A 25,609-nucleotide genomic window follows, 5' to 3' on the forward strand; every position below is an offset into this window, starting at 1 on the left:
CAACAGGCGCTGCTTCAGCCGCCGGTTTTGTGCTCGTCCGCTTGCTTTTTACCTACTGCACCTACGCAGTGTTTTTTACTAGCTCAATGAATATCCTGCACATTATTTCGAGCCCGCGCAAGGGCGATTCGTACAGCATCAAGCTCGGCAACGGCCTGGTGGAGAAGCTGCAAGCCGCTAACCCCGGCAGCACCGTGAAGGTCCACGACCTTACCAACAAGCCCTTCCCCCACCTGGAGGAAGCCCAGCTGCAATCTTTCTTCACGCCCGCCGAAAGCCGCACGCCCGAGCAGCAGGAAGCCATTCGCCACTCCGACGAAGCCATTGCCGAGATTCAGGCCGCCGACACCATCGTGATTGGCGCGCCGCTCTACAACTTCGGCATTCCTTCTACCCTCAAGGCGTGGGTTGACCACATCGCCCGCGCTGGCGTTACGTTCCGCTACGGCGCCAACGGCCCCGAAGGCCTCATCAAAGGCAAAAAAGTGTACGTGGCCCTGTCGAGCGGCGGCGTCTATTCGGAAGGCCAAATGGCTTCCTACGACTTCGTAGCGCCCTACCTGAAAGCCGTACTCGGCTTCCTGGGCATGACCGACGTGACGGTAGCCCGCGTGGAAGGCACCAGCATCCCGGACCTACAGCCCACCGCCCTCGAAAAAGGCCTGGCTAGCGCCGGCATTTAGCGCCTAGGTCGGGCGAGCACTTCGGTGGTGCGCCAGGCCTAGCCAGTAGTGCAGTTAAAAGGCTGACTTTGGGTCTCTGGGTGGCTATAGCTACCTAGGGGCCCAAAGTCGGCCTTTTGCGTTTACTTTACTCAGCCACCATTTCCCATTGTATGCGTCCGTTTTTTACCCTGCTGCTGCTGGCGAGCCTGGCTGCCCCGGCCCAAACTACGCCGAAGCCCGCCGCCCAGGTGCCGCACCACTTCTTCACGCTCCCCAATTTTAAGACGGAGAACGGCACCGTGCTGCCGCAGGCGCGGGTGGGCTACGGCACCTACGGCCACCTCAACGCCAAGCGCGACAATGCGGTACTGCTGCCCTCGCATTACATGGCTGGGCACCGGGGCTACGAGTGGCTCATCGGCCCCGGCAAGTGCCTGGACACGACCAAGCTGTTCCTAGTCACCACCGAACTATTTGGTAACGGCCGTTCCTCCTCGCCGAGCAACACGCCGGAGCCGTTTCACGGGCCGCGCTTCCCGGTCATGACCATCCGCGATAACGTGCAGGCGGTGCACGAGCTACTCACGAAAGAGCTGAAAATAACGCACCTACGGGCCCTCATCGGCTTCTCGATGGGTGCGCAGCAGGCCTTCCAGTGGGCCGTGAGCTACCCCACATTTGCCGACCGCATCGTGGCGACCTCGGGCACGGCCAAAAACTACCCGCACGGCGTGGTGCGCCTCGAAGGCCAGATTGCCGCCCTCACCGCCGACGCAGCCTTCCAAAACGGCGACTATACCACCCCGCCCATCAAGGGCCTTGAAGCTTTCGCCACCGTCTGGACCGGCTGGCTGTTTTCGCAGGAATGGTGGCGCAAAGAGCTGTGGCGCAGCGAAGAGAAGCCCAACGTCACCTTCGAGCAAGTGCTCAATAACTACCGCACGCACTTCATTCCGGGGGCCGATGCCAACGACCTCATCGCCCAGATGCGCACCTGGGAGCACCACGACGTGGGCACCACGCCCGGCATGGGCGGCAACGTAGAAAAGGCCCTAGGTAGCATCAAAGTACCCCTGCTCTACATGCCCTCCGAAACCGATTTATACTTTCCGGTGGGCGATGCGCGCTACGAGGCGGCCTTCATTCCGGGCGTGCAGCTACTGCCCATCCCGTCGCTGTGGGGCCACACCGCCGGCGCCGCCAGTAACCCCGCCGATGCGAAGTTCCTGAACGAGAACATCGGGAAATTCTTAGGTAGCACTCCGAAATAAATACGCTTGTCATGCTGAACGCAGTGAAGCATCTCTACCGCATCATTCAACGGTGCGGCAGAGATGCTTCACTGCGTTCAGCATGACAAGCGTTTATTAAGAATCTGCTAGATAATTCCTATTTGGTTTTCTTGAAAATACTCTTCGGCAGCAGCATGTGGGCGCCGCGGGTGCCATCTACCACTTGCGTCAGGTTGAGGTCGCCGGCCACGCTGCATAGCATGTAGGCGTCGTCTTTGCTCAAGCCCTTGGTGCGCATCAGGAAATCTATCATTTCGCGCAGTGCCTGCTTAGCGGCCAGGGTAATGTCTTCGTTGAGGCCCATGCTGATGTACTGGGTCGGCGTTTCGGCGCGGGGCATAGCCAAGTGCATGTCTTTGTGCACAATAAACTCCAGGTTGCCCACCAGCGAGGTTTCGAGCGCGGTGATATCCACCTCGCCGTTGCCCTGCCCGGCGTGGCCGTCGCCCACAAAAAAGAGCGCGCCCGGCGCGTGCACCGGCAGGTAGAGCGTAGTGCCCACCACGAGGTCCTTGTTATCGAGGTTGCCGCCGAAGATGCCGGGCGGCGCGCTATTCACGCGGCCCATGGTGGTGGGCGGCGCAACGCCCATGCTCCCAAAAAACGGCCGCAGCGGCACCTCTATTCCGGGCGCAAAATCGGCCACCATCCGCTTCGCATCAAGCGGAATAATACGCATTTTGGCGTAGCCAAAATCCTCGGGAATGAAGCCGCTCTTGGGCCCAAACGCATTGTAGGCGTACGGAATCGCCAGCTCGATGGCCTTGATGCGTACCTCCAGTACGTCGCCCGGCTCGGCACCCTCTATATAAATAGGCCCGGTCAGAATGTGCCCGCCCGGCCCCTTATTGGTCACTTTGTCGGTGATATCGCGCAGCGACTGCTCGACCTGGGCCGCCGGCAAGCCCGCGCCTTCCAGCCGCGTGGGGCTCGACGTGATGAGCGTGTGCACCTGCACCGTTTCGCCCGACTTGATGCGCAGCACGGCCGGCGCGGCGGCATCGTAGTAGCCCCAGGCTACGGTAGTGGGCGTGGCGAGCAGCTCGTGCTTGGCTTTGGGCAGGTGTTGCGCCTGGGCACTAGTAGCACCGAACAGTGCCGCCGCTACTATAATAAACCGAGTATTTATTTTCATATTGGAAAGTACACGTTAATTCTTTTTAGCTGCACGAATAGCCCAAAAAGAGGGGGTAGGGAATGAAATATAGTCTGTATTTCATTCCCTACCCCCCTCTTTTTTGAATGACTTCGAGATTAGTAGCATGGTCTTTCAGTCCGCGACTACAAGGATATCAACCCTCTGAACCCGCGGACTGAAAGGCTGCGCTACTCTCTCCTCTTAGCCCTTCATCACTTTCTCCTGGCGCATCACCGACTCTAGGTGAACGGCCTCCATGTAGCGCTCCACAAACTCTTCGGTGAGGCCCACCTGGGCGCCCTGGCGCTTGCTGCGCTCCAGAATCTCGTTGAGGCGGGCGGTTTGCAGGATGGTAATGTCGTTTTCCTTCTTGTACTGACCGATTTTTTCGGACACGGCCATGCGGCGGCCCAGCAGCTGCATCACCTCGGCATCGAGGTTGTTGATTTGCTCACGCAGGCCAGCCAGGGCGTTCACAAACTCTTCTTTATCGGTGGTTTCGTGGCGCCACACCAGGTCAGTAATAAGCTGCTTGAGCACCTCCGGCGTGATTTGCTGCTTGGCATCGCTCCAGGCATTGTCTGGGTCGATGTGGCTCTCAATCATAGTGCCGTCGAAGTCAAGGTCCAGCGCCTGCTGGGCCACGGCGAACAGCGTATCGCGGCGGCCGCAGATGTGGCTCGGGTCGTTGAGGATGGGCATGTCGGGCATCCGGCGCTTCATCTCGATGGGTAGGTGCCACATCGGGGCGTTGCGGTAGTCGGTGTTGCCGTAGCTCGAAAAGCCGCGGTGTATCATGCCCACCTGCTTCAAACCAGCCTTTTGCAAGCGTTCGATGGCGCCCACCCACAGCTCCAGCTCGGGGTGAATAGGGTTTTTGACGAGCACCGGAATATCGACGCCGCGCAGCGCGTTGGCGATTTCCTGCACCGAAAACGGGTTGCCGGTGGTGCGCGCGCCCATCCATACTAGGTCTACCCCGAAGGCCAGGCAGTCCTCGACGTGCTTAGCGGTGGCTACTTCCACGGCCACGGGCAGGCCGGTGAGCTCGCTGGCTTTCTTGAGCCAGGGCAGGCCTTTGGCCCCTACCCCTTCGAAGCCACCGGGCTTGGTACGGGGCTTCCAGATGCCGGCGCGCAGGGCCTGCACTTTGCCGGTAGCGGCGAGGCGCTGGCAGGTTTCGAGCACTTGCTCCTCGGTTTCGGCCGAGCAGGGGCCCGAGATGAGGAAGGGCTTGTCTTCGGGCTTGCGGTTAAATAGGTCGTTGAACATGGGGTTTTGGGTTGATTATTAAATTATTAGTTGATAACTAGTGGTCGTCATTGCGTGGTGGTTCTCCCTCGCAAGGACAATTACAGCTAGTTCATTAAGGAATAATCTTGCGAATGGCGTTGGCGTGTTCCAGCTCGGTGGTCAGCCCGGCGTAGTCTTCCTGCACCAGTAGTTCGCGCAGCTTCTGCAATTGGTGCAAATGCTCGTCGAGCACGTCGAGCACGTTTTCGCGGTTTTGGCGGAAGATGGGCACCCAGGTAGCCGGCGCGCTCTTGGCCAGTCGCACCGTGGAGGCAAAACCGCCGCCTGCCAGGTCAAAAATGCGCTGCTCGCCGCGTCGCTCCTTTTCCAACACCGTGAGCGCCAGCGCAAACGAGGTAAGGTGCGAAATGTGCGACACGTAGGCCGTATGCAGGTCGTGGTCGGCGGCGCCCAGGTACATTACGCGCATCGGCAGGGCCCGAAACAGGGCTTCGACCAGCGCCACGGCGGCGGGGTCGCTCGCTTCGGCATCGCAGACAACCAACGTTTTACCTTCGAACAAGCCGCGTACCGCCGCGTCGGGGCCCGAGTATTCGGTGCCGGCCATGGGGTGCACCGCCACGAAGCGGCGCCGGCGCGGGTGCCTGGCCACGACCGCCAGCAGGTTGCCCTTGGTCGAGCCCACGTCGATAACCGTTTGCTGGTCGGTTACGAGGTCGAGTACCTGGGGCAGCACGGTCAGCATGGCATCCATGGGCACGGCCACGATGACGAGGCCCGCCGGCGCCACGGCGGCCCCTAGGTCGGCATGTATCTCATCGACCAAGCCCAGCTCCAGGGCCCGGCGGGCGTAGGGCAGGTGGTTTTCTACCCCAATAAGCTGGTCGGCCAAGCCGTGCTGCCGCAGGCTGAGCGCCAGTGAGCCGCCAATAAGCCCTAGGCCGATAATGGTGATAGTCATGGTTAATTAAGCTTTTGTCCTTGCGAGCGCAGCGAAGCAATTCTTCCTTTCCGCATTGCAGACGTTCACTAACGGCGTAAGGAAAGATTGCCGCGCTGCGCTCGCAAGGACAAGCGTTTTTTATATTGTTTGAACGACAGTCATACTCTTGACCCGCTCCAATGCCTCACGCAGCACGCTTTCGGGCTGGCAGAGGCTAGCGCGGATGTAGCCAACACCATTACTACCGAAGATGCCGCCCGGCGTGAGAAACACGCGGGCTTCGGCCAGCACGACGTCGCTGAGGGCGTAGCCATCGGCGTACTGCGGCGGCACAGCAGCCCAGATAAATAGTCCCACCTGGCCGGGTGCCGGCTCGCAGCCCAGGGCTTGCAGCAGCGCCACCACTAGCTCACGGCGGGCGCGGTACGTGGCGTTTAACTCCGCAAACCAGTCGTCGCCGAGGCTTAGAGCCGCCACAGCCGCCTGCTGGATACCAAGGAACATCCCCGAATCCATGTTGCTTTTAAAGCGCAGCACTTCGGTCAGCCAGTCGGCGCGGCCCACTAGCATGCCCACCCGCCAGCCGGCTAGGTTGTGGCTTTTGCTGAGCGAGTTGAGTTCCAGCGCTATTTCCTTGGCGCCGGGGATGCTTAGCAGGCTGGTCGGCGGCGTCTCGTTCAGCACGAAACCGTAGGGGTTGTCGTGCACCAGCATGATGCGGTGGGCGGCCGCAAAAGCCACTAGCTTTTGCAGGAACTCGGGGCTGGCCGGCGTGCCGGTGGGCATGTGCGGGTAATTGACCAGCATCATTTTGACGCGGCTCAGGTCACTCTGGGCCAGCGCGTCTAGGTCGGGCAGCCAGCCGGTGGCGGCCGTTAGGTCGTACTCGCGCACTTCGGCCCCGCAAATTTCGGCCACGGCCCGGTAGGTCGGGTAGCCGGGATTGGGAATGAGCACCGCGTCGCCGGCTTCCAGAAACGTCATGCCGATGTGCATCAGGCCTTCTTTCGAGCCGGCCAGGGGCAGCACTTCGGTGGCGGGGTCGAGGGCTACGCCGTAGCTTTTTTGGTAGAAAGCCGCCATGGCCTGGCGCAGGGCCGGCGTACCCTGGTAGCTCTGGTAGCCGTGGGCATTGGGCTGGGCCGCGGTAGCACCTAGGGCCGCCACCACGCTCGGGTGAGGCGGCAGGTCGGGGCTGCCGATACCCAGGCTGAGGATATTGGCGCCGGCGGCATTGAGGGCGGCTATTTCGCGCAGCTTGCGCGAGAAATAGTATTCGCCGGTGTTGGCCAGGCGGCTGGCGGTGGAGACGTTCATTTAACAGTTATCATTTAACAGTTATCATCTGTCATGCAGAGCGTAGCGAAGCAATCACCTCTGCTCGTCGCATGGGTCAGTTACCGTTCAAGTAACTCGTTCTGATGCGATTGCTTCGCTGCGCTCGCAATGGTAGCCGGCTCGGTTACGCTTTCCTGCCCAAAGTCCATGCTGCCGCGCTGGTAGGCACCTAGCACGCGCAGCTCTTCGGTTACGGTGGGCATTTCGGTTAGCAGTGCCGCTAGCTGGGCGGCGGTGGCGAACTCCACATCGGCGTGGAAGCCGTAGTGCCAGGGCTGGCTGGGGCGCGGGCACGATTGCAACTTGCTTAGGTTCAGTCCGTGGCCAGCTACTAGCGTCAGCACCTTGGCCAGCATACCCGGCGCGTGCGAGGTGTAGAAATACAGCGACGCCTTATCGGGCTGCGCCACGGGCGCGGCCTCGGCGGCGCGCTCCAGCACCAGGAAACGGGTGTAGTTGTTGGGGTCGTCGTTGATGGCGGGCGCCAGGATTTCTAAGCCAAAAGCCTCGGCAGCTTGGCCGCCGGCTATCACGGCCAGGCCGGGCGTGCGGCTTTCGGCTAGGCGCTGGGCGCTGAGGCCGGTATCCTCAGTTTCGACGAGCTGCCAGGCTGGGTATTGGCTCAGGTAGTCGCCGCACTGGCGCAAAGCCATGGGGTGCGAGTGCACGGCCTGCACGTCGGCGTGCGTGGTGCCGGGCAGCACCAGCAGGTGCTGATGAATGGGCAGGTACACCTCGCCGGTGATGGTGAGGTCGGCGCGCTCCAGCAGCAGATAATTAGGTAAAATACTACCAGCCAGCGAGTTCTCCATGGCCATTAGGGCGGCATCGGCGCGGCCGTCGGCCACTTGGGCTACTACCTCGCCGAAGGTGGCGCAGAAATTCAGGGCCGGGGCCGCGCCGAAATACTGGCGAGCGGCTACTTCGTGGAAACTCCCTTTGAACCCCTGAATGGCAACGTGCTGTGGCATGGTAGTAGAGAAAGAAACGCGGCGATTGGGAAACCGGCCCGCTGAAAAAACATAAAAAAAGCGCCACCCGAAGAACGAGTGGCGCTGCTAATTTTTTGTGGCTTAGCTACATGGCGACTCGTTCTACGCGGGGGGCGTAAAATAGAAATAGCCAAAAAAGTAGCGGTTGCTGAACATGATATCTGTCGAATTGGGTGGCAAGGTAGGCAAGAATTTTAAACTGACAAATTTCGCCACCTCTTTTTTAGCAAGCTTTTAGCCGTTCCAACGGCCAAATTTTCCCTGTTGGTAGTCGGCATACGCCTGTTCGATTTCAGCCTCAGTATTCATTACGAAGGGTCCGCCCGACACCACTGGCTCGGCGAAGGGCTCGGCGTGACCTAGGAGCAATACGCTGTCAATCAAGGCTTCGATAGCCAACTCGTCGCCGTCGTGGTCGAACTCGACCAGCTCGCGGGCGAAGGCTTCGGTACCGTTCACGCGCACGCTGCCCCGCACCACGTAGAAAAAAATGCTGCGGCTGGCCGCGATGGGCAGCGTGGCGGTGGCGCCTTCGGCCAAATCGAGCCAGGCCAGGGCCACGTCGGCCAGTGGCTGCACGGCGCCGGTGGCCTCGCCCCAGGTGCCCGATACGGCGTGCACCGTGACGCCGGCGGCCAGCTCGGCCGTGGGTATCTCTGGGGCTTGCAGGCCTAGGTAGCGCGGCGCGGTCATTTTATACTTGGCCGGCAGGTTGACCCAAAGTTGCAGGATTTCGAGCGGGCCGCCCGTTTTCTTAAACTCATTAGACGAAACTTCGGCGTGGATGAGGCCCGAACCGGCCGTCATCCACTGAATGCCACCGGCTTTAATGACGCTTTCGTGGCCACTGCTGTCCTTGTGCAAGATGTCGCCTTCGAGGATGAACGTGACCGTTTCGAAGCCGCGGTGCGGGTGCGGGCCGAAGGGCAGGCCCCGGTTATTGGCCCGGTACACCTGCGGGCCGTGGTGGTTCAGGAACAGAAATGGGTCGATGTACTCGACCGATGGCGTGGGAATGGCCCGGTAGGTGACGAGGTCAGCGATGGGCGCATTCACGGCCTGATGCTTTTGAATGACGGTGCGCATAGGTAGTACTAACTGCGAAACGGCGCCCCGGTTATGGCTGCACCAGGAAGGGCACGTTACCGGTGGCCACGTTGCCGTGCCCATCGTGGGCGTACAAAAAGAGGCGGTAGGCGCCGGGCTGCGCGGGCGCCGTAAACGACGCATGGCGCAGCTTGTCGGTTCCCATCGTGAAGGGCCGCGCCGCGGGCCGCGCCTCCCGGTCGCCGCCTTGCTTGAGGTCAGTGCTTTCGGGCAGCAGCTCCCAGTTGAGAATTAGCATATCAGCGTCGGGGTCGGTAACGTGCTGCTGCACTGCCGCTGGCTGGCCAGGCTTCAGGGTCACGGCCTGAGTTGCCGTTTTTCCTTCTACGGTGAAGCTCGCGATGTGCGGGGCGCGGTTTTTGGGCCAGTGGCCACTCCACTCATATTGCAGCACGTCCATGACCTCCGTTTCCTCGCCGGCTTCAGTAAAGAGGCCGTACCAGGTGGGCGTGCGCTCCTGCTTCTGACCCCAGAGAAAAATGTAGGAACCCAGGCAGTGCGCCCGGTCCTTGAGCACCGAGGCCTCGTAGCGGCTTTGGTACACGGCGGCTTTTTGGCTGCTGGTTTCCTCTACGGCGGCTTTCCAGGGCGTTTGAGGGCCTTCCCAGTGGCCGGTGGGGCCCCACTCGGCCACCAGGTACGGGCCTTGCCAACCGGCTTCGCGCACCTGCTGGGGCAGCGTGGCCAGCCCCGCGTAGGTGTTGATGCTCAGGATGTCCACGGCCGGGCAACGCGCCATGATGTACGCCACCTCGCGCCGGCCCACGCCCGCCAGCACCGTGGAGGTGGGGTGGTTGGGGTCCAGCTTGTGAATCATCTTGGCGATGTTATTCACCGCGTCCCACACCTTGGGGTTGGTGTAGTCGAGGTTCAGCTCATTGCCGATGCCCCAGACCAGTACGGCCGGGTCGTCCTTGTACTTCAGTACCTCGGCCTTAATCTTTTCGAGCTGCTCTGCCACAGATGAGGCGTCGTCGTAGTCGAAGCCGTGGCGCTCGCGGGCCACGTCGAGGCCCAGCATCACGGTCAGGTGGTTTTTATTAGCGGCGGCCAGCACCCTAGGTGCCTCGCTAGTGCTCCAGGTGCGGAGGGAGTTGCCGCCGTAGGCCGCCAGGCGCTCGGGGTACTGGCTGCCGCCCGCACCTTTCACGAAGTAGGGCTTGCCATTGCGCAGCAACTCGTAGCCGCTGGCCGTGCGGCTTACGGTTACCTTAATGGGCCCAGCGGGTGGGTCAGCCCCGGCGGGCGCCGCGGCTAGGGTCAGCGCGGCCAGAACCAAGCCGGCGCGTAAAGAATAGAATGGCATAAAGGAAAAGAATGGGCGGCAAAAGTAGCCAGATAGCCCAGTTATGACTGGATAGGCATCTGAAAACCCATAAAACACGTCCGTCATGCTTCGACTTCGCTCAGCATGACGGACGTGTTTGTGTCTTACCCTCCTCCTAGGTGGCTTTTCTAGGCTTGCTCCTCGGTGGGCGGCGTGCCGCGGAAAGCGTCCGTTTTACCTACGCCAGCGGTTAGCTTCACCGGCTTGTTGTCCTTGGCCGACTGGTAGATGGCTTCCATGATGCGCTGGTCCTGTAGGCCTTCCTCACCGGGCGTATAGGGCGTTTTGTTGTCGCGCACGCACTCGGCCATGTGGTCCATTTCGAGGGCAAACTGCTGCTTGCCGGGGTTGCTGGGCTGCTCTATCATTTGCTTGCCGTTAGGGGCGTGCACCAGCTCTTGTTTGAGGCCTTTGTAGGGGAAGGCCGGGTCCATTTTGATGGTGCCCGTTTCACCGTGCACGGCGTAGCTCTTGTTATTGAACGAGCCGTAGCCCGTCATGCACTGCGCAATCACGCCGCTTGGGAAGCGGAGCGTAAAGCTCACGTTCTCTTCAATTTCCTTGAAGCGGTCGTCGCCGGGTGTGCTGTAGATTTGGGCGCTCACCTCGGTGGGCTCCTCCCCTAGCAAGAAGCGCGTAGTGTTGAGGCAGTACAAGCCCACATCGGGCAGCGAGCCGCCGCCGGCCAGCGCCTTTTTGTGGCGCCACTGCTGGTCGTGGGCCTGGTTTTGGCAGTTCATCATCTGGATGAGCTTGGTCTTGCCGTAGGTTTTGTCGCGCACCAGCTTCTGGGCGGCGCGGTTGAGGGGCTCGTACTGAATCCGGTAGGCAATCATAAGCTTTTTGCCGGCCTTGTTGCAGGCCGCAATCATCTCCTCGCACTCCTTCACCGAGTTAGCCATCGGCTTTTCGCAGAGAATATGCTTGCCGGCCTTGGCGCCCCGCAGGGTAAACTCGTGGTGCTGCGAGTTGGGCAGCACGATGTAAATCACCTGCACCTCGGGGTTGTCCTTGAGCTTGTCGTAGTTCGCGTACGAGTAACAGCTGCTGGCCTTAATACCGTATTGCTTAGCGGCTTTGGCCATTTTATCGGCGTCGCCGCTCACCAGGGCTACCGGCTTGCAGTGCTTGGCCTGACCAAAGGCCGGCAGAATCTCGGCGAGCGTGAGGTGACCTAGGCCCACGATGGCGAAGCCCACGCGCTGGTCGGGCGCGTCGGGGTTGGGGAAGGGGCCGGCCTTGGGGTCGGTGGGCGCCTCCAGCGGCGGCAGCTTGATGTCGAGCGGGCCGGTGGGCGGCGCGGTGGTGTCGAAGCCCCCTAGGTCGGCGGCTTCGGCGGCGGCCAGCGGTAGGGCCGTGGCGATGCCCGCGGCGAGCAGGCCGCGCCCGGCGTGGTTGATGAACTGGCGGCGCGAGGTGCCGGGGGTAGTGGGTTCGCTCACACCTAGGGCAGCTTGGTCGAGGGTGTTGGCGGCAGAATCTTGAAACATAGCTAGCTAAAATGGGATGAAAGCGCGGTGGCAGCTTGGCTGTACGTGCCGACATCTGTAAAATGTTGCCTTCGCGACTGCGCATCAATTCTGTTGGCAACTCATTAATTGCTAAGCACCTTTAGGCTTGACCTAGTTAGCTCGTTTTGGGGTGAGCTTAGTTTACGTCAGTGCGCTAGTCGGTCAGCCGCAACTGGTCCTTGCAGCACCTGCTTAGTGAGGCGCGCATCTTTCTAGCGAGTGGCGCGCCACCCGCCAGTTGGCACTTACCGGCCAGGCCTCCATGAATGCGGGTAATCACCTAGGCCGCACGCAGCTACCCCTGCGCAATACCTACTTACTTTTGCTATATACCGAATCATTTATTTGATTTTTATGGCGGACTCAACTCCTTCTGCCCCGGCTTTTTTAAGCGAGCTCACCATACCGGCCGAGTGGGATGCGCTGTATCCGCTGGGCGAACTGGTAGCCCAGCTCAATGAAGGCGGGTTTTTGCTGCTTCCCGGCTTTGAGGCCGATTTTGTGCTTAACTCAGCTACAGGCGGCTGGGTAATAACAGGAGGCGACTACGCCCGCAGCAACGCGTTTGAACCTCAAAAGGCTGCTGCTCAATTTCAAGACCTCACCGGTGATATGCGGCGCGCCATCTTGAGCGGCTATGCCCAGCAGGCCCAGCGCCGGCTCGACCCGCGCTACCCAGGCTTCACGGCGGGCGTGCTCGCCGAGCTGCTGCCCGCCCCGGTGCCCCCGGTGTTGCCGCCAAACGTGTCGCCCTTTGACCTAGGCGCGGTGCTGCGCGCCTGCGGGGCCTCGCTGCACGTGGCCGCCGTCGAAGCCCGGCTGGTGCTGGGAACACCGGCCGAGCCCGCCCCGCCCGTCACCGACGAGGCGCTGCTGCTGGCTTCGGTGGTAGTGTTTGTGGCCCAGCTAGACCTCACGGCTTGGCTGGCGCATGTAGCCAAGTGCCAGCCCACCAGCGAAGTGGCCCAGCTGCTGGGGGCCCTGGCGCGGGGCGAGCTGTATGAAGCGGAGTGGGGCGGCGTCATTCCGAAGCTAGTGGGCTACTTTCGGTCCAAAATGTCATTGCGCGACCGCCTCTCGGTCTACGGGCCGTGGTCGCTACTCGTGCAGCTATTTTGCGTGGTGTATGCGCGGCCGGGCCAACTAGCCGAAATCAAGGCGCAGAGCGCCGCCTTCCGGTTTCTGCGCCAGGCCCTAGACCGGCTGCCTGCTGACTGGGCTATCCGACGCGGCCTCATCTTGCTGGCCGTGCGCGACGGGCTGGAGCATCTGGCGCGCACCGCCGATGCGCCCGGCCAGGCCGCCGCCTCCCTCAATTTTGCCCAGACGGCCCTCCTAGCGGCCCAGCTGCTACCGCCCCTTTCTGAGCCCACCTTTGCGGAGGCGTGGCTGGTGCACCTAGTCGCGCAGCACGAAGGCTACAGCTGGTTTCGGCCCCGGGCTGACCATACGGCGGAGCCTATGATGGGGTGGCGGCTAGCGGCATATACTGGGTCGTTGGGGCTCTCCACCCTGCCGTTTTGCCAAGCCAGCAGCCACTGGCTGGCGCAGGGCCAGGTCACCAACCAGTTCTGGACGGCGGCCTGGTGGACGCTCGACTTATTGCGCGCTGCCCTGCGCCAGTGCTATACCCTAGGGCAGCAAAACCCGCTGGCTGGGCCCAAATCAGGACACGAAGCTGTAGTTCAAAACCTTATAAGCCGCCATGCCAAGTTTACGCTATTGCTGCTAGAAATGGGTGCTCGTAGTGCAGAAACACTGCAGGTGCTGTCGATGTGGGGACGAAATACTGCGGAAGAAGTCCCGTTTAAGAAGCTATTAGCTGGCTACCCCGAGCGCTACGAAGCGGTACTGAACGCCATTACAGCCCACGGCTACGGACCCGAAGCCGTCCTATGCCTAGGCGAGCTCCTAGCCGAGCTGCCCGCTTAGCTGCGCGCTAGCGGGCGAGGATAGGGGGATATTTTCTTCTGAGCGAGACTGCTGCCCGCGCGCAGGCAACCTCCAGTCGACTTCGTTGGTTGTTCGTGTTCTGCCGTGCATTCTCAGAGTACCGGGCGCCGTTAGCGACCTGGCATCTGAATGGCAATCATTTGATACCTAAATTTATGCCTACCCTTTTCGAGCCGCTTGCCCTGCGCGGCCTCACCCTCAAAAATCGCATTGTGGTTTCGCCCATGTGCCAGTACAGCGCCCTCGACGGCTTTGCCAACGACTGGCATTTGGTGCACCTGGGCAGCCGCGCCGTGGGCGGCGCCGGGCTGCTCATTCAAGAAGCCACGGCGGTGTCGCCCGAGGGCCGCATCACGCCCGAAGACCTCGGCATCTGGAAGGACGAGCACATCGAGTTTCAGCAGCGCATCAACCAGTTTATCGAGGCTCACGGCAGCGTGCCGGGCGTGCAGCTGGCCCACGCCGGCCGCAAAGCCAGCACCTACACCAGCTGGCTGGGCAAGGGCCACGGGGCGGTGCCCGAGGCCGAGGGCGGCTGGGAGGTAGTGGCGCCTAGCGCCATCGCGTTCTCCGACAGCTACCCCCAGCCGGTGGCGCTGGATGCGGCCGGCATCAAAAAGGTTATCGCCGACTTTCGCAGCGCTACCGAGCGATCGCTGGCGGCTGGCTTTAAGGTAATTGAGCTGCACGCGGCCCACGGCTACCTGCTGCACGAGTTTTTGTCGCCGCTCTCAAACCAGCGCACCGACACCTACGGCGGCTCGTTCGAAAACCGCATTCGGCTGCTGCTGGAAGTGGTGGCGGCCGTGCGCCAGGTATTACCCGAAGACTTCCCGCTGTTCGTGCGCATCTCGGCCACTGACTGGACGGAGGGCGGCTGGACGGCCGACGAGTCGGTGCAGCTCGCCACCTGGCTGCGCGACCGCGGCGTGGACCTTATCGACTGCTCGACGGGCGGCAACGTGGAGAAGGCCAGCATCCCAGTGGGCCCCGGCTACCAAGTCGAGTTTGCCGAGCGCATCAAGCGCGAGGTGGGTATTGCCACCGGCGCGGTGGGTATGATTACCACGGCCGCTGAGTCGGAAAAAATCGTGGCCAGCGGCCAGGCCGACCTGGTGCTGCTGGCCCGCGAGGAGCTGCGCGACCCTTACTTCCCGCTGCACGCCGCCCACGAGCTGGGCGCCGAAGTGGCCTGGCCCGTGCAGTACGAACGCGCCAAGCCCCGGCGCTAGGTATCGGTAACACGGGCTTTAGCCTACCACCTAAACGCGTGCTTACGGTGCGCGCTTTAGCCCAAATCGAAAATGAGGATGTTCGAAAGCTGGTGAAAGCTTTCGAACATCCTCATTTTTTGCTTCCGTTCTACTCTGAAACCACACTAAGCTACAAGGTAAACACCAGCAGCTTTACCAACTCTGCGCCAAGCTAAAACCCAGGCTAAGCAGCCGGCGCACCTGCACAATAACTGGAGGAAATTGGCCAAAAGAATGGGCGCAGTTGCGTACCTTTTGCCCAAACTTTTCCCACTCAACTTATTACGTATGAGCCAGCTTCCCGAAACTCCGTCTCGGCGTACCTTCCTCAAGCAAGGTGCGGCTGCCACGGCCGGCATCATCATCGTTCCGCGCTTTGTGCTGGGCGGCAAGGGCTACACTGCCCCTAGCGACCAGCTTGTAATTGCTGGCGTGGGTGCCGGCGGCAAGGGCGAGAGCGACATCGCCATGTTTGCCAAGACTGGCAAAGCGCGCATCGCCTACCTCTGCGATGTGGACGACCGCCGCGCTGCCAATTCGCGCAAGGCGTTTCCGCAAGCCAAGTACTACAAGGACTGGCGGCAAATGCTTGACAAAGAGCACAAGCACATCGATGCCGTGTCGGTGTCGACGCCCGACCACAACCACGCCGTGACGGCCATGGCGGCTATGCAGCTGGGTAAGCATGTCTACGTGCAAAAACCTTTAACCCACGACATCTTTGAGGCCCGCGCCCTCACCAACGCGGCCAAGCGCTACCCCAAAGTGGTGACCCAAATGGGCAACCAGGGCGCCTCCAACGACGGCGTGCGGCAGCTCATGGAATGGTACGATGCCGGCACCATCGGCGACGTGCACACCATCTATTGCTGGACCGACCGGCCCGTGTGGCCCCAGGGCATTGCCTGGCCCACCACCAAGCAAACGCCGCCCGCTGAGCTGGATTGGGATTTGTGGCTGGGCACGGCGCCCCAGCGCGACTATGTCGATAAGCTCATCCCCTTCAACTGGCGCGGCTGGTGGGACTACGGCACCGGCGCCCTCGGCGACATGGGCTGCCACCTGCTCGAATCGCCCTTCCGGGTACTCGATTTGCAGTACGCTAACTCGGTGCAGGCCAGCGTGGGCAGCGTGTACGTCGATGAATTTAAGCGTGGATACTTCCCCGAAAGCTGCCCGCCCAGCAGCCACGTCACGCTCACTTTCCCCAAGACTAATAAGACCAAGGGCGACGTGACCGTGCACTGGATGGACGGCGGCATTCAGCCCGAGCGCCCCGACGAGCTAGGCCCCAATGAGCTGTTTGGCGACGGCGGCAACGGCACCCTATTCGTGGGCACTAAGGGCAAGATGATGGCCAGCACCTACGGCGCCGACCCGCGCCTGCTGCCCCTCTCACGCAACCAAGAAGTGAAGGTGCCCCAGACCCTAGCCCGCGTGCCCGGCCAGGCCGATGGCCACTACGGCCAGTGGGTAGAAGCTTGCCTCGCCGGTGCTGGCAAGATGAAGGTGAGCTCGCCTTTCGAGCTGGCCGGCCCGCTCACCGAGGCGCTGCTCATGGCCAACCTCGCCATCCGCGGCTACGACTTGCAAAAGCCCAAGGCTTCGGGCAAAGGCTTCGACTACCCTGGCCGCGGCCGTAAGTTGCTGTGGGACAATAACCAAATGCGCATCACCAACCTCGACGAGGTGAACCAGTTCGTGAAGCGCGAGTACCGCCAGGGCTGGAAACTGGCCTAGGTAGCGTTTTTCCTTTAAAAAAGGTCCTGCCACACACAGTGCGGCAGGACCTTTTTGCTTATCAAGGAGGTAGCTTACTTCAGTAAGTACCCGCTTTGCACCACTTTACGCTGGTCAGCGGCGTTGCAGAGCGAATAGCTAAAACCTTTTTGCAAGGCAAAGGCGCCGGTGACGCCCTGATTATTCACGGCGATGAAGCAAACTTGAATATCCTTGGCTTTGGCGCCTTTAATGCGGTTCACGCGCTCGACGGCGGCGCGGCACGCCGCCTCGGGCGACATGCCCTGGCGCATAAACTCGACCACGGTGTGCGCGCCGGCCATGCGAATCACATCTTCGCCCTGGCCGGTGGCGGCGGCGGCCCCTACCTCATTATCAACGTATAATCCCGAGCCGATGAGGGGCGAGTCGCCCACCCGGCCGCGCATCTTGAAGCCCATGCCGCTGGTGGTGCAGCTGCCGCTGAGGTTGCCCTGCGCATCGAGGGCCAGCATGGCAATGGTGTCGTGGTTTTGGGGGCCGCCCACGGGGCCGGTTTTGCGGTTGCCGCTGTTTTCGATGTTCACTACGGGCTTGTACTCGCTGGTTTTCAGCCACTCGCGGTACGCCTTTTCGGCGTCGGGGCTCAGCTTTTGGGGCTGCAGGGGAAAGCCCTGGGCCACGGCAAACTGCTGGGCGCCCTCGCCCACGAGCATCACGTGGGGCGTTTTTTCCATCACGCGCCGCGCCACGCTGATGGGGTGCAAAATGCGCTCGAGCGCGGCCACGCTGCCGCAGTTGAACTGGTGGTCCATGATGCAGGCGTCGAGCGTCACGATGCCATCGCGGTCGGGGTTGCCACCCAGGCCCACGCAGCAGTTTTGCGAGGCCTCGGTCACCATTACGCCGGCCTCAACGGCGTCGAGGGCGGGGCCGCCTTTTTTCAGGATTTCCCAGGCGCCTTGGTTAGCGGCCACGCCATCGTTCCAGGTCGAAATAGCCAGCGCTTTGCCGCGTGCATTGGGCGGCAGCGGCACGGGCACGGCGCCGCCGGGCTGGGCGGTGAGCAGCGCCAGACTGGCGGCCGAGGAGGTCAGAAATTTCCGGCGAGTAGCCATACAAAGTCGGGGGTGAAAGCGGATGCGGCGGGCCAAAGAAAGCACCGGCGCGCCAGCTTGCCACCTTCGCCCCCCATAAAGCCACCCGGCGACCTAGGCGGCCGGCGTCCAGCGCGGCACCTGGGGGTCGGGGCACTGCACGCCGGCCGGGTAAGTCAGCAGCTCGACTAGGGCACCCCAGGGCGTGTGGCCGTACACGAAGGCGTTGCCGGGACCAGCCTCCACTCCTTTCAGGTCGTGGGGCTCCGACAGCAGCCGCCCGCCGGCCGCCTCAAAGCGCTGCATGGCGGCCGCTAGGTCATCGACGTACAGCCCGATGTGGGTAAAGCTGAGGTCAACTAGGGTAGCCGGTGACTGCTGTTGCGCACGGGCCACCTCAAACAGTTCGAGGGAGGCCCCGTTGGCCAGGCGCAGCAGCCGAATCTGAATAACCTGGCCGCCGGGCGGCAGGCCCAGCTGCTGCTCGACGCAGGCGCCGGCCTGGGGCGGACTGGTTTTAAGGTGCGAGTCGTAGATAACCTGCGCCCCAAAGGCCTGCTCCAAGAATTGGGTGGCGGCCTCCAGGTCGGGCACCGTCCAGCCGACGTGGTCAATTCCTCGAAACGTGTTTTTCATAAGTAGGTAGATAGAGTGGTACAGCCTGATACGCAGGCCGCGGCAAGTAGTGCTAGGCACTGGCGCTGAATCTCCTACCATCTTATCTCAAGGGGCCGCGCTAGCCACCAGCCGGGCCGTTACGAGCAGCTGGCCCACGTGGCGGGTGGTGTGCTCGGCGGCGTGCACCAGCAGGCCTATCACGGTGCTCGGCAGCTGGGCGCGGCCCACCCCGCGCCACTCAGGCAAGGTAGCTTCGGGGGTGGCTTGCAGCTGCACCAGGGCCATATTCACCTGGTGGCTAAAGGCCTGCACCAGCTCCTCTACGGCCCCTAGGTGGGTGGGCGGCTGGCCCTCGGCGGCGAGGTAGGCGAGCTGGGTTTCACTCAGGACTTCGCCGCGGGCGTAAGTGAAGGTGCGGTCGAGCACGCCCGCTAGGTGGCGCAAATGGAAGCCCACCGAGGCCAGCCCCAGGGGCCGCTCGGCCAGCCGGGCGGCCGGGAAGTCGGCCAGCAGCGCGGTTACTTCTTCGCGGGCTTGCAGCAGGGCGTGGGCCACGGGCTGGAGCAGCGGCGGCACCGCGGGCAGCGGGCCGCGCAGCCACACTTCGGGCAGGCTGGGAGTGGGCATGGGCAATAATAAAACGTGGTGTACGCAAGGTTCGGCGCCAAGGCCAAGCAGCGGGTCAGGTAGGATAACCGACTAATGGGCCGGCAAGTGGCGCGCATCTAGTGGGGCGAGTTTCGGGCGGTTGTACCTTTGGGGGGCGCGGCCCGGCCGCCCTTTTCGTTCGCGTTTCATGTCTGCATCTTCTGCTTCCGCCCTGCTGGCCGCCGCCGCGCAGTTTGGCACCCCGCTCTACGTGTACCAGGCCGATACCATTCGGGCCCAGTACCACAAACTCACCACCGCCTTCAGCGGCCACCCCACGCGGTTTTTCTACGCCTGCAAAGCCCTCACCAACGTGGCCGTGCTGAAGGTGCTACTGGCCGAAGGCGCGGGCCTCGACTGCGTGAGCATCAACGAAGTGCGTCTAGGCCTACACGTGGGCTTTCAGCCCGAGAACATCCTGTTCACCCCCAACAGCGTGGCCTTCGCCGAGCTGGTAGAGGCCAAGGAGCTGGGCGTGAATCTCAACATCGACAACCTGTCGCTGCTCGAGCAGTTTGGGGCCACCTACGGCGGCTCGTACCCCGTGTGCGTGCGCCTGAACCCGCACATCGAGGCGGGCGGCAACTACAAGATTTCGACTGGCCACATCGACAGCAAGTTCGGCGTCAGCATTCACCAGATGCGCCACCTCGAGCGCGTGGTGAAGGGCACCGGCCTGCACGTGCGCGGCCTGCACATGCACACGGGCTCCGAAATCAAGGACGTAGCCGTGTTCTTGCGCGCCTTGGAAATTCTGTTCGACGCCGCGCGTCGCTTCCCGCAGCTCGAATTTCTGGACCTAGGCTCGGGCTTCAAAGTACCCTACAAGCCCGGCGACCCCGAAACCGACGTGGCCGGCCTGGGCGAGCAGGTGGCCGCCGCTTTCTACGAGTTTGAAAATGAATACGGCCGCCCGCTCGAAGCCTGGTTCGAGCCCGGCAAGTACCTGGTGAGCGAGGCCGGCTACCTGCTGGTCGAGGTTTCGACCGTGAAGCACACCACGGCCACCGTGTTTGCGGGCGTCAATTCGGGCTTCAACCACCTCATCCGGCCCATGATGTACGATGCGTATCACTACATTTCCAACCTCTCGCACCCGAATGGGCCCGAGCGGCTGTACACGGTGGTGGGCAACATCTGCGAAACCGACACCTTTGCCTGGGACCGCCTGCTGCCCGAGGTGCGCGAGGGCGACGTGCTGGCCTTCCACAACGCCGGCGCCTACGGCTTCGAGATGAGCAGCTCGTTTAACTCGCGCCTGCGCCCCGCCGAGGTGCTGCTCGATGGCGACGAGGCCCCGCGCCTCATCCGCCGCCGCCAAACCTTCGAGGACCTGCTAGCTGGGCAAGTATAAGTAGTGCTTAATTGCTAGTGGGTAGTGATTAGAGGCCAATCGTTTGTCACTAACCACTACCCACTAGCAGTTAAGCACTAAAAACTATTCCTGCTCCAGCAGCCAGGCCACCGCCTCGGTTTCGTGCTCGAAGTTGCGGTAGAGATGGCCGAGCTTGCGGCTGGTCATGACGATGCCCGTCATGGCGAGGCGGGCAAATACGTTGTGCGCCACCACCACGGCACCGTAGCGGTAGCCGGCTTCGCGCACGGCGCGCGGCAGCCAGTCGTTTATCATCCAGGTTTCTTCGGTGGGCGTAAAGGCGCTCATCGCTTGCTGGTTGACCAACATTTTGCTCCAGCCGTGGCGCTTGAGGGCTTGCTGCGCGTGCGTGAGCAGCGCCTGAAACTGCGTTTCGCTGCGCAACCCAGCGTAGTATTCTAGGCGGATATAGGCCTCCGGCTCTTCCCAGAGGCAGCCAGCGTTGTTTTTAAAATAGATAGTGCGCGCAGCCATAGCATAAAATAAGAAACGGGTAGAACCCGCCGCAAGGTACTGTACCGAAACCAGCCACTTGCTTCCCCTAAACTTGCAGGTGCCACCTTAGGTTAGCTTTTCGTTGCCTTTTACGCTTCAGCTTATGAAACCGCGCCGTAAACCCACCGCCCTCCGCAAGCCCGACTACTTCCCCGCCGGGCAGGTGCTCACGGGCCTCGATGCCCCGCGCCTGCTGGCCCTAGGGCGCGAATTCGAGCAGTTTCACTTCATCAGCTGCGAGCTGGCCGAAGCCGACCTAAGCGGGCTGCGCTTCGAAGACTGCCTGTTTGAGCGTTGCAACCTGAGCACGGCCAAGCTCGGCGGCACGGCCCTGCAAAACGTGGCCTTTGCCGACTGCAAGCTGCTGGGCGTGCAGTTCTCGGCATGCCAGGACATGCTGTTTGGGGTGCACTTCGACGGCTGCCAGCTGCGCTACGCCTCCTTCGGGGGCAAGCGCATGGCGGGCACCCGCTTCGGGCAGTGCACCCTCGACGAGGCCGACTTTACCAACGCTGACCTCAGCGGTGCCTCGTTTGCGGGCTGTGACCTCACGCGGACGGGCTTTCACAGCACGGTGCTGGCCGGGGCCGACTTCACCACGGCCACCAACTACGCCCTCGACCCCGAAACGAACACCCTCACCGGGGCACGCTTTGCGCTGGCCGGGCTGCCGGGCTTATTGGCCAAGCACGACCTAGTGGTGGAGTAAGGCCCGCGCTGGGGCACTGATAGTTAGTGAGCCTCATCGCCCCGCCCGCTTTTTTTAATCGTATTAGTTGCATTGTCAGCGCTTAAAATAGTGTTTAAAAGCACTTTATAGCTGTACTTTTCCAGCTTGCTGCTTGCCGCAGCGCGGTGTCCGTTGCCCACCTAGGGCACCGCACCCGGCGCGGCCGAGGCTACCAGCCCCGCAGCCCGAGCGGCTGAATCGCTGAGCATTAGCTAGTAAGCACCTTATTTTCAGCTAGTAGCAAGAATTATTAGCGGTCCATTTGCGCTACCTGGCGGCTAGGTAACGGGCGGCTGGAAGTGCGGAATACGGCGATTGGGCATAGAACAATAGCTAGATTGGGGGACTTGGAATAAGCGCGCAGCTAATATAATTTTACCGGAACCAGCTAGTTACTATTTATCAGTTTATGAGTAGCTTGCGTCACTTATCAGACTTTTATCTTTATCATTATTTCAAACTATGCGTTTACTGGTTACTTTCTTGGGCGCAGCCTCCTTGCTCACTGCCCATGGCTAGCGCATTGATGCTCAGAAATTCACTTTCGACTACGTGCGCCGGCTGGTAGCCACTTCTACCAGGCCTAGGTAATGCTCCGCTACGAAGAGGCCGTGAAGCAGCAGAAAGCCGACCATTCGTCGGCCGTAGCCGACGCAAAAATCAAAGCCGAAAAAGACAAGCAGGCGCACAAAGCGCCACCCTCTACAACGACGCCGAAGCCAACCTGTGGCTGAACAATTTTGACGAGGCCGACCGCCTCAAGCTGCTGAGTATCTCGCGCTATCACGGCATGGCCAACGAGCTGGGCACCACAATGCAAGACCAGCGCACCCGCTTCAACGCTAACAAAAAGAGCTAGTTAACAAACTTCCGAAACCTTACTCTACCTGTTCACCTCTTTTCTGCTTTTAGAAGCCCCTCTCTGAGGGGCTTTTATTGTTTAGTACTGTTTAGCCTGGGTTAATGCCGCTGTTAGCGACCCTAGGGCGCCCCGCCGCTTTTAACCTGCACTGGGCCGCCCGCGTAAGTGCTAGCCCCACCAAACCGGAAGGATGATGTTGCTTTTTTTGCTAGCGCCGCTGCCGCACCTATTGCCGCTGCTGGCCCCGCCCACGCCGGCCCAGCTAGTGGTGCCGGGCCGCAGCATGGGCAACCTGAAGCTCGGGGCCGACGCGGCCACGCTGGCCACCCTAGGGCCCGCCGCCTACAGCGACGCGGCCATGCAAAAGGCCTGGGCCACCTGGTTTGGCACGGGCCACCCGCCCGCCCAACTCGACGTATACACGACCATGATACCGGGCCAGGACACCCACAAGGCGGTGCAGGTGGTGCGGGCCACGTCTGCTTACTTCCGCCTGGCCAACGGGCTGCGCACCGGCGCCACGCTAAGTCAGATTCAGGCGAGCTATGGCCGGCTGCCGCTGGCCATCAGCTACCGGCTCCAGGCTGGCCCGCGCTACCTCTACGATGATGTGCGGCGCGGCATCGCCTTCGAACTGGATGGCCAGGCGAGCACCAGCCACTGCCGGGCGCTCGTGGTGCACCAGCTGGGGCAGCCAGTGGCCAAAACTTACTTGTCGATGCCGGTTTATTTAAAAGAAGTGCCTGTTCGCAACTAAGGGTAGCTTGGACTCTGTGAGCCCGGGCGCTCGCGCAGCGAGCATCTACGCTTGAATAGGTACAAGACGCTACCTAGGCGCAAACAACGCCAGACCAGATGCGAGCTACGCTCGCGCTCGGACTCGCAAAGTCCAAGCTACATTTCACTTATTCGCTTACCCCTGATGACCCCTGCCGCGCCTAAGCCCTCGATGCTCACGCCGTTCACCTACGCGCTGTTTCGGGCCATCTGGATTGCCTCGGTGGTGTCGAACGTGGGCACTTGGATGCAGAACGTGGCCGGCGTGTGGCTCGTAACCACGCTCACGACCTCGGCCCTGCTGGTGGCGCTTATGCAAACGGCCACCAGCCTGCCAGCCTTTTTGCTGAGCATGCCGGCCGGCGCCGTGGGCGACCTCATTGACCGGCGTAAGCTGCTGCTGGGCACCCAGGGCTTTATGGCGGTGGTGGCCTTTAGCCTGGGCGCCTTCACGTTTACGGGACACATTACGGCGCTGGAGGTGCTGGGCTTCACGTTTCTGCTGGGCATGGGCGCGGCCCTGAACGGGCCGATATGGCAGGCCGTGGCCACTGAGCTGGTGCCCCGACCGATACTGCCGTTTGCCATCACCCTCAATGGAGTGAGCAACAATATTGCTCGTGCCATCGGGCCGGCCCTAGGTGGCTTAATCATCGCCTATTACTCGCCGGGCTGGGTGTTTATGGTGAACGGGATTTCCTTTATCGGCACCTGGGTGGTAGTGTACCGCTGGCGGCGGGCGGCGGAGCCCAGCAGTGGCCCGGCCGAAAACTTCACCGGCGCGCTGCGGGCAGGGTTGCGCTATGTGCAGTATTCGCCGGCCATTTATGGGGTGCTGGTGCGCACGTTCGCCTTCTCGTTTGGGGCCAGCGCCATGTGGGCACTGCTGAGCGTGGTAGTGGCGCGGCGGCTGCACCTAAGCTCGGGCACCTACGGCGTGATGCTGTCGTGGCTGGGCGCAGGCGCCATTACGGGGGCTTTTTTGATGGGCCGCGCCGGCCAGCAGCTCTCCATGAACCAGCGAGTGCTGCTGGGCTCCATCGGCTTTGTGGGCACCAACCTAGCCCTGGCGCTGGTGCCGAGCGAGTACTGGCTATTTCCGGTGATGTTTATTTCGGGCACCTGCTGGCTGATTGTGATGACCAGCTTCAATACCACCGTGCAGCTGCACGTGCCCAAGTGGGTGCAGGCGCGGGTGGTAAGTATCTACATGCTCACGTTTCAGGCCGGCATGAGCATCGGCAGCGTGGCCTGGGGTGAGTTGGCCGACCGCATCAGCCTGCAAACCGCCCTGCTGGGCGCAGCCGGCTGGATGCTGGCCAGCCTGCTGCTGGCCTTGCCCTTTCCTATTCACCAGCCCGAGGGCCTCGACCTAGCGCCCGCCGACAGCCGCACCGACCCCACCATTGCCACCTCCACCGGCGAGATTATCGACCCTGAAGATGGCCCCGTGGTCGTGATGATAGTGTACGAGGTAGCGCCCGCCGACTGGCCAGCCTTCCACGAGGCGGCCCAGCAGCTCACGCGCTTGCGCCTGCGCGATGGCGCGCTGCGCGCCGGCGTCTTTGCCGATGTGGCCGAGCCTACGCGCATCACCGAGTTTTTTTACGTGGCCACCTGGGGCGAGCACCTGCGCCAGCACCGCCGCTTCACCCGCGACGACCAGGCGGTGGAGGCGCAAGTGCGGCAGCTGCACCACGGCCCCAAGCCGCCGCGGGTTTCGCACTTTCTGGCTTTCCCCCGCACCGCCAACGTGGAAGTGCCCAGCCCGCCGCTGCAAATGGCCGAGAGCGTGCAGTAATATTCAGGTAGGGTGCGGGGCTTGCCCCCGCCCGGCGTTGTTAAGAAACACGTTACTCAGCAACGCCGGGCGGGGGCAAGCCCCGCACCCTATTCCAGTTCTTACGTAGCCTTCCAAAACAAAAGCCAACCGCTGGCAGCTATTAGCTAACAGCCCAAAAACTCCTCTCTTGCTTACCCTCCTTGTTGGCACCAGCCGCCCCCAGTCGCGCACCCGGCGCGTGGCCGAATTTTACGCCACGCTGCTCGACGAGCTCGGCGCGCCCTACCAGTTCCTAGACCTTACGGACTTACCAGCCGACCTGCTCACCGAAGCCCTTTACCACAATGCCGGGCGGCACGACGAGTTCAACCGCCTCATCGCGCCGCTCGACCAGTCGGACAAACTCGTCATTTTCGCGCCCGAGTACAACTGTTCCATCCCCGGCGCGCTCAAGACCTTTATCGATGCCCTCCCCTACCCCGGCGGCATCCGGGGTAAGAAGGCGGCGCTGGTGTCCCTCAGCAGTGGCGGCCAGGGCGGCCTGCTGGCGCTGAGCCACCTCACCGACATTTTGTTCTACCTAGGTACCAGCGTGTTGCCGCAGCGCGTGCGCCTGCCCCACATCAGCCAGCACTTGTCGAAGGAAGGCGAAATTACCGACCCATTACTGCGCCAGGTGCTGCGCGAGCAGGCCGAGGCTTTGCTCAGCTGGTAGTACCGTAGACCCTGTGG

General features: G+C 62.0%; 23 protein-coding genes. 11 read left to right on the forward strand and 12 right to left on the reverse strand.

Features of this window, described 5'->3' with window-relative positions:
• Positions 1-86 precede the first annotated feature (86 nt).
• Positions 87-683, forward strand: a complete 597-nt coding sequence (locus ACFSDX_RS12420) for an FMN-dependent NADH-azoreductase (protein ID WP_382313881.1) — start codon at positions 87-89, stop codon at positions 681-683.
• Positions 684-835: 152 nt separating this feature from the next.
• Positions 836-1,936, forward strand: coding sequence for an alpha/beta fold hydrolase (locus ACFSDX_RS12425; RefSeq protein WP_382313884.1), 1,101 nt, complete (start codon positions 836-838; stop codon positions 1,934-1,936).
• Between the two features lie 118 nt (positions 1,937-2,054).
• Here ACFSDX_RS12425 and ACFSDX_RS12430 read toward each other — a convergent pair whose 3' ends face one another.
• The 8 genes from ACFSDX_RS12430 to ACFSDX_RS12465 all read right to left on the reverse strand — a co-directional run bounded on the left by ACFSDX_RS12430 (position 2,055) and on the right by ACFSDX_RS12465 (position 11,546).
• On the reverse strand, positions 2,055-3,092 hold the full coding sequence (locus ACFSDX_RS12430; protein ID WP_382313886.1) for an acetamidase/formamidase family protein: 1,038 nt from the start codon (positions 3,090-3,092) through the stop codon (positions 2,055-2,057).
• 204 nt (positions 3,093-3,296) lie between these two features.
• Positions 3,297-4,367, reverse strand: a complete 1,071-nt coding sequence (locus ACFSDX_RS12435; protein ID WP_382313889.1) for a chorismate mutase — start codon at positions 4,365-4,367, stop codon at positions 3,297-3,299.
• A gap of 94 nt (positions 4,368-4,461) precedes the next feature.
• Positions 4,462-5,310 (reverse strand): prephenate dehydrogenase, encoded by an 849-nt coding sequence (locus ACFSDX_RS12440; RefSeq protein WP_382313891.1) that lies wholly within the window; start codon positions 5,308-5,310, stop codon positions 4,462-4,464.
• A gap of 120 nt (positions 5,311-5,430) precedes the next feature.
• Positions 5,431-6,609, reverse strand: a complete 1,179-nt coding sequence (locus ACFSDX_RS12445) for a pyridoxal phosphate-dependent aminotransferase (protein WP_382313892.1) — start codon at positions 6,607-6,609, stop codon at positions 5,431-5,433.
• An 80-nt stretch (positions 6,610-6,689) separates the two neighbouring features.
• Positions 6,690-7,601 (reverse strand): prephenate dehydratase, encoded by a 912-nt coding sequence (locus ACFSDX_RS12450; RefSeq protein WP_382313894.1) that lies wholly within the window; start codon positions 7,599-7,601, stop codon positions 6,690-6,692.
• 255 nt (positions 7,602-7,856) lie between these two features.
• A complete protein-coding gene (locus tag ACFSDX_RS12455) occupies positions 7,857-8,708 on the reverse strand; it encodes a pirin family protein (protein WP_382313896.1) in 852 nt (283 codons plus the stop codon).
• Between the two features lie 31 nt (positions 8,709-8,739).
• Positions 8,740-10,035 (reverse strand): glycoside hydrolase family 2 TIM barrel-domain containing protein, encoded by a 1,296-nt coding sequence (locus ACFSDX_RS12460; protein WP_382313899.1) that lies wholly within the window; start codon positions 10,033-10,035, stop codon positions 8,740-8,742.
• A gap of 149 nt (positions 10,036-10,184) precedes the next feature.
• Positions 10,185-11,546 (reverse strand): Gfo/Idh/MocA family protein, encoded by a 1,362-nt coding sequence (locus tag ACFSDX_RS12465; RefSeq protein ID WP_382313901.1) that lies wholly within the window; start codon positions 11,544-11,546, stop codon positions 10,185-10,187.
• Positions 11,547-11,921: 375 nt separating this feature from the next.
• Here ACFSDX_RS12465 and ACFSDX_RS12470 point away from each other — a divergent pair, with 375 nt between their 5' ends.
• From ACFSDX_RS12470 to ACFSDX_RS12480, 3 genes are all read left to right on the forward strand, one after another.
• Positions 11,922-13,499, forward strand: a complete 1,578-nt coding sequence (locus ACFSDX_RS12470) for a hypothetical protein (RefSeq protein ID WP_382313904.1) — start codon at positions 11,922-11,924, stop codon at positions 13,497-13,499.
• Between the two features lie 176 nt (positions 13,500-13,675).
• On the forward strand, positions 13,676-14,752 hold the full coding sequence (locus tag ACFSDX_RS12475) for an NADH:flavin oxidoreductase/NADH oxidase (RefSeq protein ID WP_382313906.1): 1,077 nt from the start codon (positions 13,676-13,678) through the stop codon (positions 14,750-14,752).
• A 309-nt stretch (positions 14,753-15,061) separates the two neighbouring features.
• Positions 15,062-16,513 (forward strand): Gfo/Idh/MocA family protein, encoded by a 1,452-nt coding sequence (locus tag ACFSDX_RS12480; RefSeq protein WP_382313908.1) that lies wholly within the window; start codon positions 15,062-15,064, stop codon positions 16,511-16,513.
• 74 nt (positions 16,514-16,587) lie between these two features.
• Here ACFSDX_RS12480 and ACFSDX_RS12485 read toward each other — a convergent pair whose 3' ends face one another.
• The 3 genes from ACFSDX_RS12485 to ACFSDX_RS12495 form a co-directional block, all read right to left on the reverse strand.
• A complete protein-coding gene (locus ACFSDX_RS12485) occupies positions 16,588-17,610 on the reverse strand; it encodes a N(4)-(beta-N-acetylglucosaminyl)-L-asparaginase (RefSeq protein WP_382313910.1) in 1,023 nt (340 codons plus the stop codon).
• A gap of 93 nt (positions 17,611-17,703) precedes the next feature.
• Positions 17,704-18,225: a VOC family protein gene (locus ACFSDX_RS12490; protein ID WP_382313912.1), complete on the reverse strand. Its 522-nt coding sequence runs from the start codon at positions 18,223-18,225 to the stop codon at positions 17,704-17,706.
• A gap of 87 nt (positions 18,226-18,312) precedes the next feature.
• Entirely contained in the window at positions 18,313-18,834 is a 522-nt protein-coding gene (locus tag ACFSDX_RS12495) for a DinB family protein (RefSeq protein ID WP_382313915.1), read from the reverse strand.
• Between the two features lie 169 nt (positions 18,835-19,003).
• Between ACFSDX_RS12495 and lysA the strand changes: the two genes are divergently transcribed.
• Positions 19,004-20,209: a diaminopimelate decarboxylase gene (lysA, locus tag ACFSDX_RS12500; protein ID WP_382313917.1), complete on the forward strand. Its 1,206-nt coding sequence runs from the start codon at positions 19,004-19,006 to the stop codon at positions 20,207-20,209.
• 84 nt (positions 20,210-20,293) lie between these two features.
• Here lysA and ACFSDX_RS12505 read toward each other — a convergent pair whose 3' ends face one another.
• Positions 20,294-20,704 carry a hypothetical protein gene (locus tag ACFSDX_RS12505; RefSeq protein ID WP_382313919.1) on the reverse strand — a complete coding sequence of 137 codons (411 nt, stop codon included), beginning with the start codon at positions 20,702-20,704 and terminating at the stop codon, positions 20,294-20,296.
• 124 nt (positions 20,705-20,828) lie between these two features.
• Here ACFSDX_RS12505 and ACFSDX_RS12510 point away from each other — a divergent pair, with 124 nt between their 5' ends.
• From ACFSDX_RS12510 to ACFSDX_RS12530, 5 genes are all read left to right on the forward strand, one after another.
• The gene (locus ACFSDX_RS12510; protein ID WP_382313920.1) at positions 20,829-21,434 is read left to right on the forward strand and encodes a pentapeptide repeat-containing protein; all 606 of its coding nucleotides are present in this window, start codon (positions 20,829-20,831) and stop codon (positions 21,432-21,434) included.
• Positions 21,435-22,045: 611 nt separating this feature from the next.
• The gene (locus ACFSDX_RS12515) at positions 22,046-22,189 is read left to right on the forward strand and encodes a hypothetical protein (protein ID WP_382313922.1); all 144 of its coding nucleotides are present in this window, start codon (positions 22,046-22,048) and stop codon (positions 22,187-22,189) included.
• A gap of 318 nt (positions 22,190-22,507) precedes the next feature.
• Positions 22,508-23,074 carry a hypothetical protein gene (locus ACFSDX_RS12520; protein WP_382313924.1) on the forward strand — a complete coding sequence of 189 codons (567 nt, stop codon included), beginning with the start codon at positions 22,508-22,510 and terminating at the stop codon, positions 23,072-23,074.
• Positions 23,075-23,239: 165 nt separating this feature from the next.
• The gene (locus tag ACFSDX_RS12525; RefSeq protein ID WP_382313926.1) at positions 23,240-24,895 is read left to right on the forward strand and encodes an MFS transporter; all 1,656 of its coding nucleotides are present in this window, start codon (positions 23,240-23,242) and stop codon (positions 24,893-24,895) included.
• A 169-nt stretch (positions 24,896-25,064) separates the two neighbouring features.
• Positions 25,065-25,592 carry an NADPH-dependent FMN reductase gene (locus ACFSDX_RS12530; protein ID WP_382313928.1) on the forward strand — a complete coding sequence of 176 codons (528 nt, stop codon included), beginning with the start codon at positions 25,065-25,067 and terminating at the stop codon, positions 25,590-25,592.
• Positions 25,593-25,609 lie beyond the last annotated feature (17 nt).

This window comes from Hymenobacter bucti, from assembly GCF_042681145.1.
In the GTDB taxonomy this organism is placed as follows: Bacteria; Bacteroidota; Bacteroidia; order Cytophagales; family Hymenobacteraceae; genus Hymenobacter; species Hymenobacter bucti.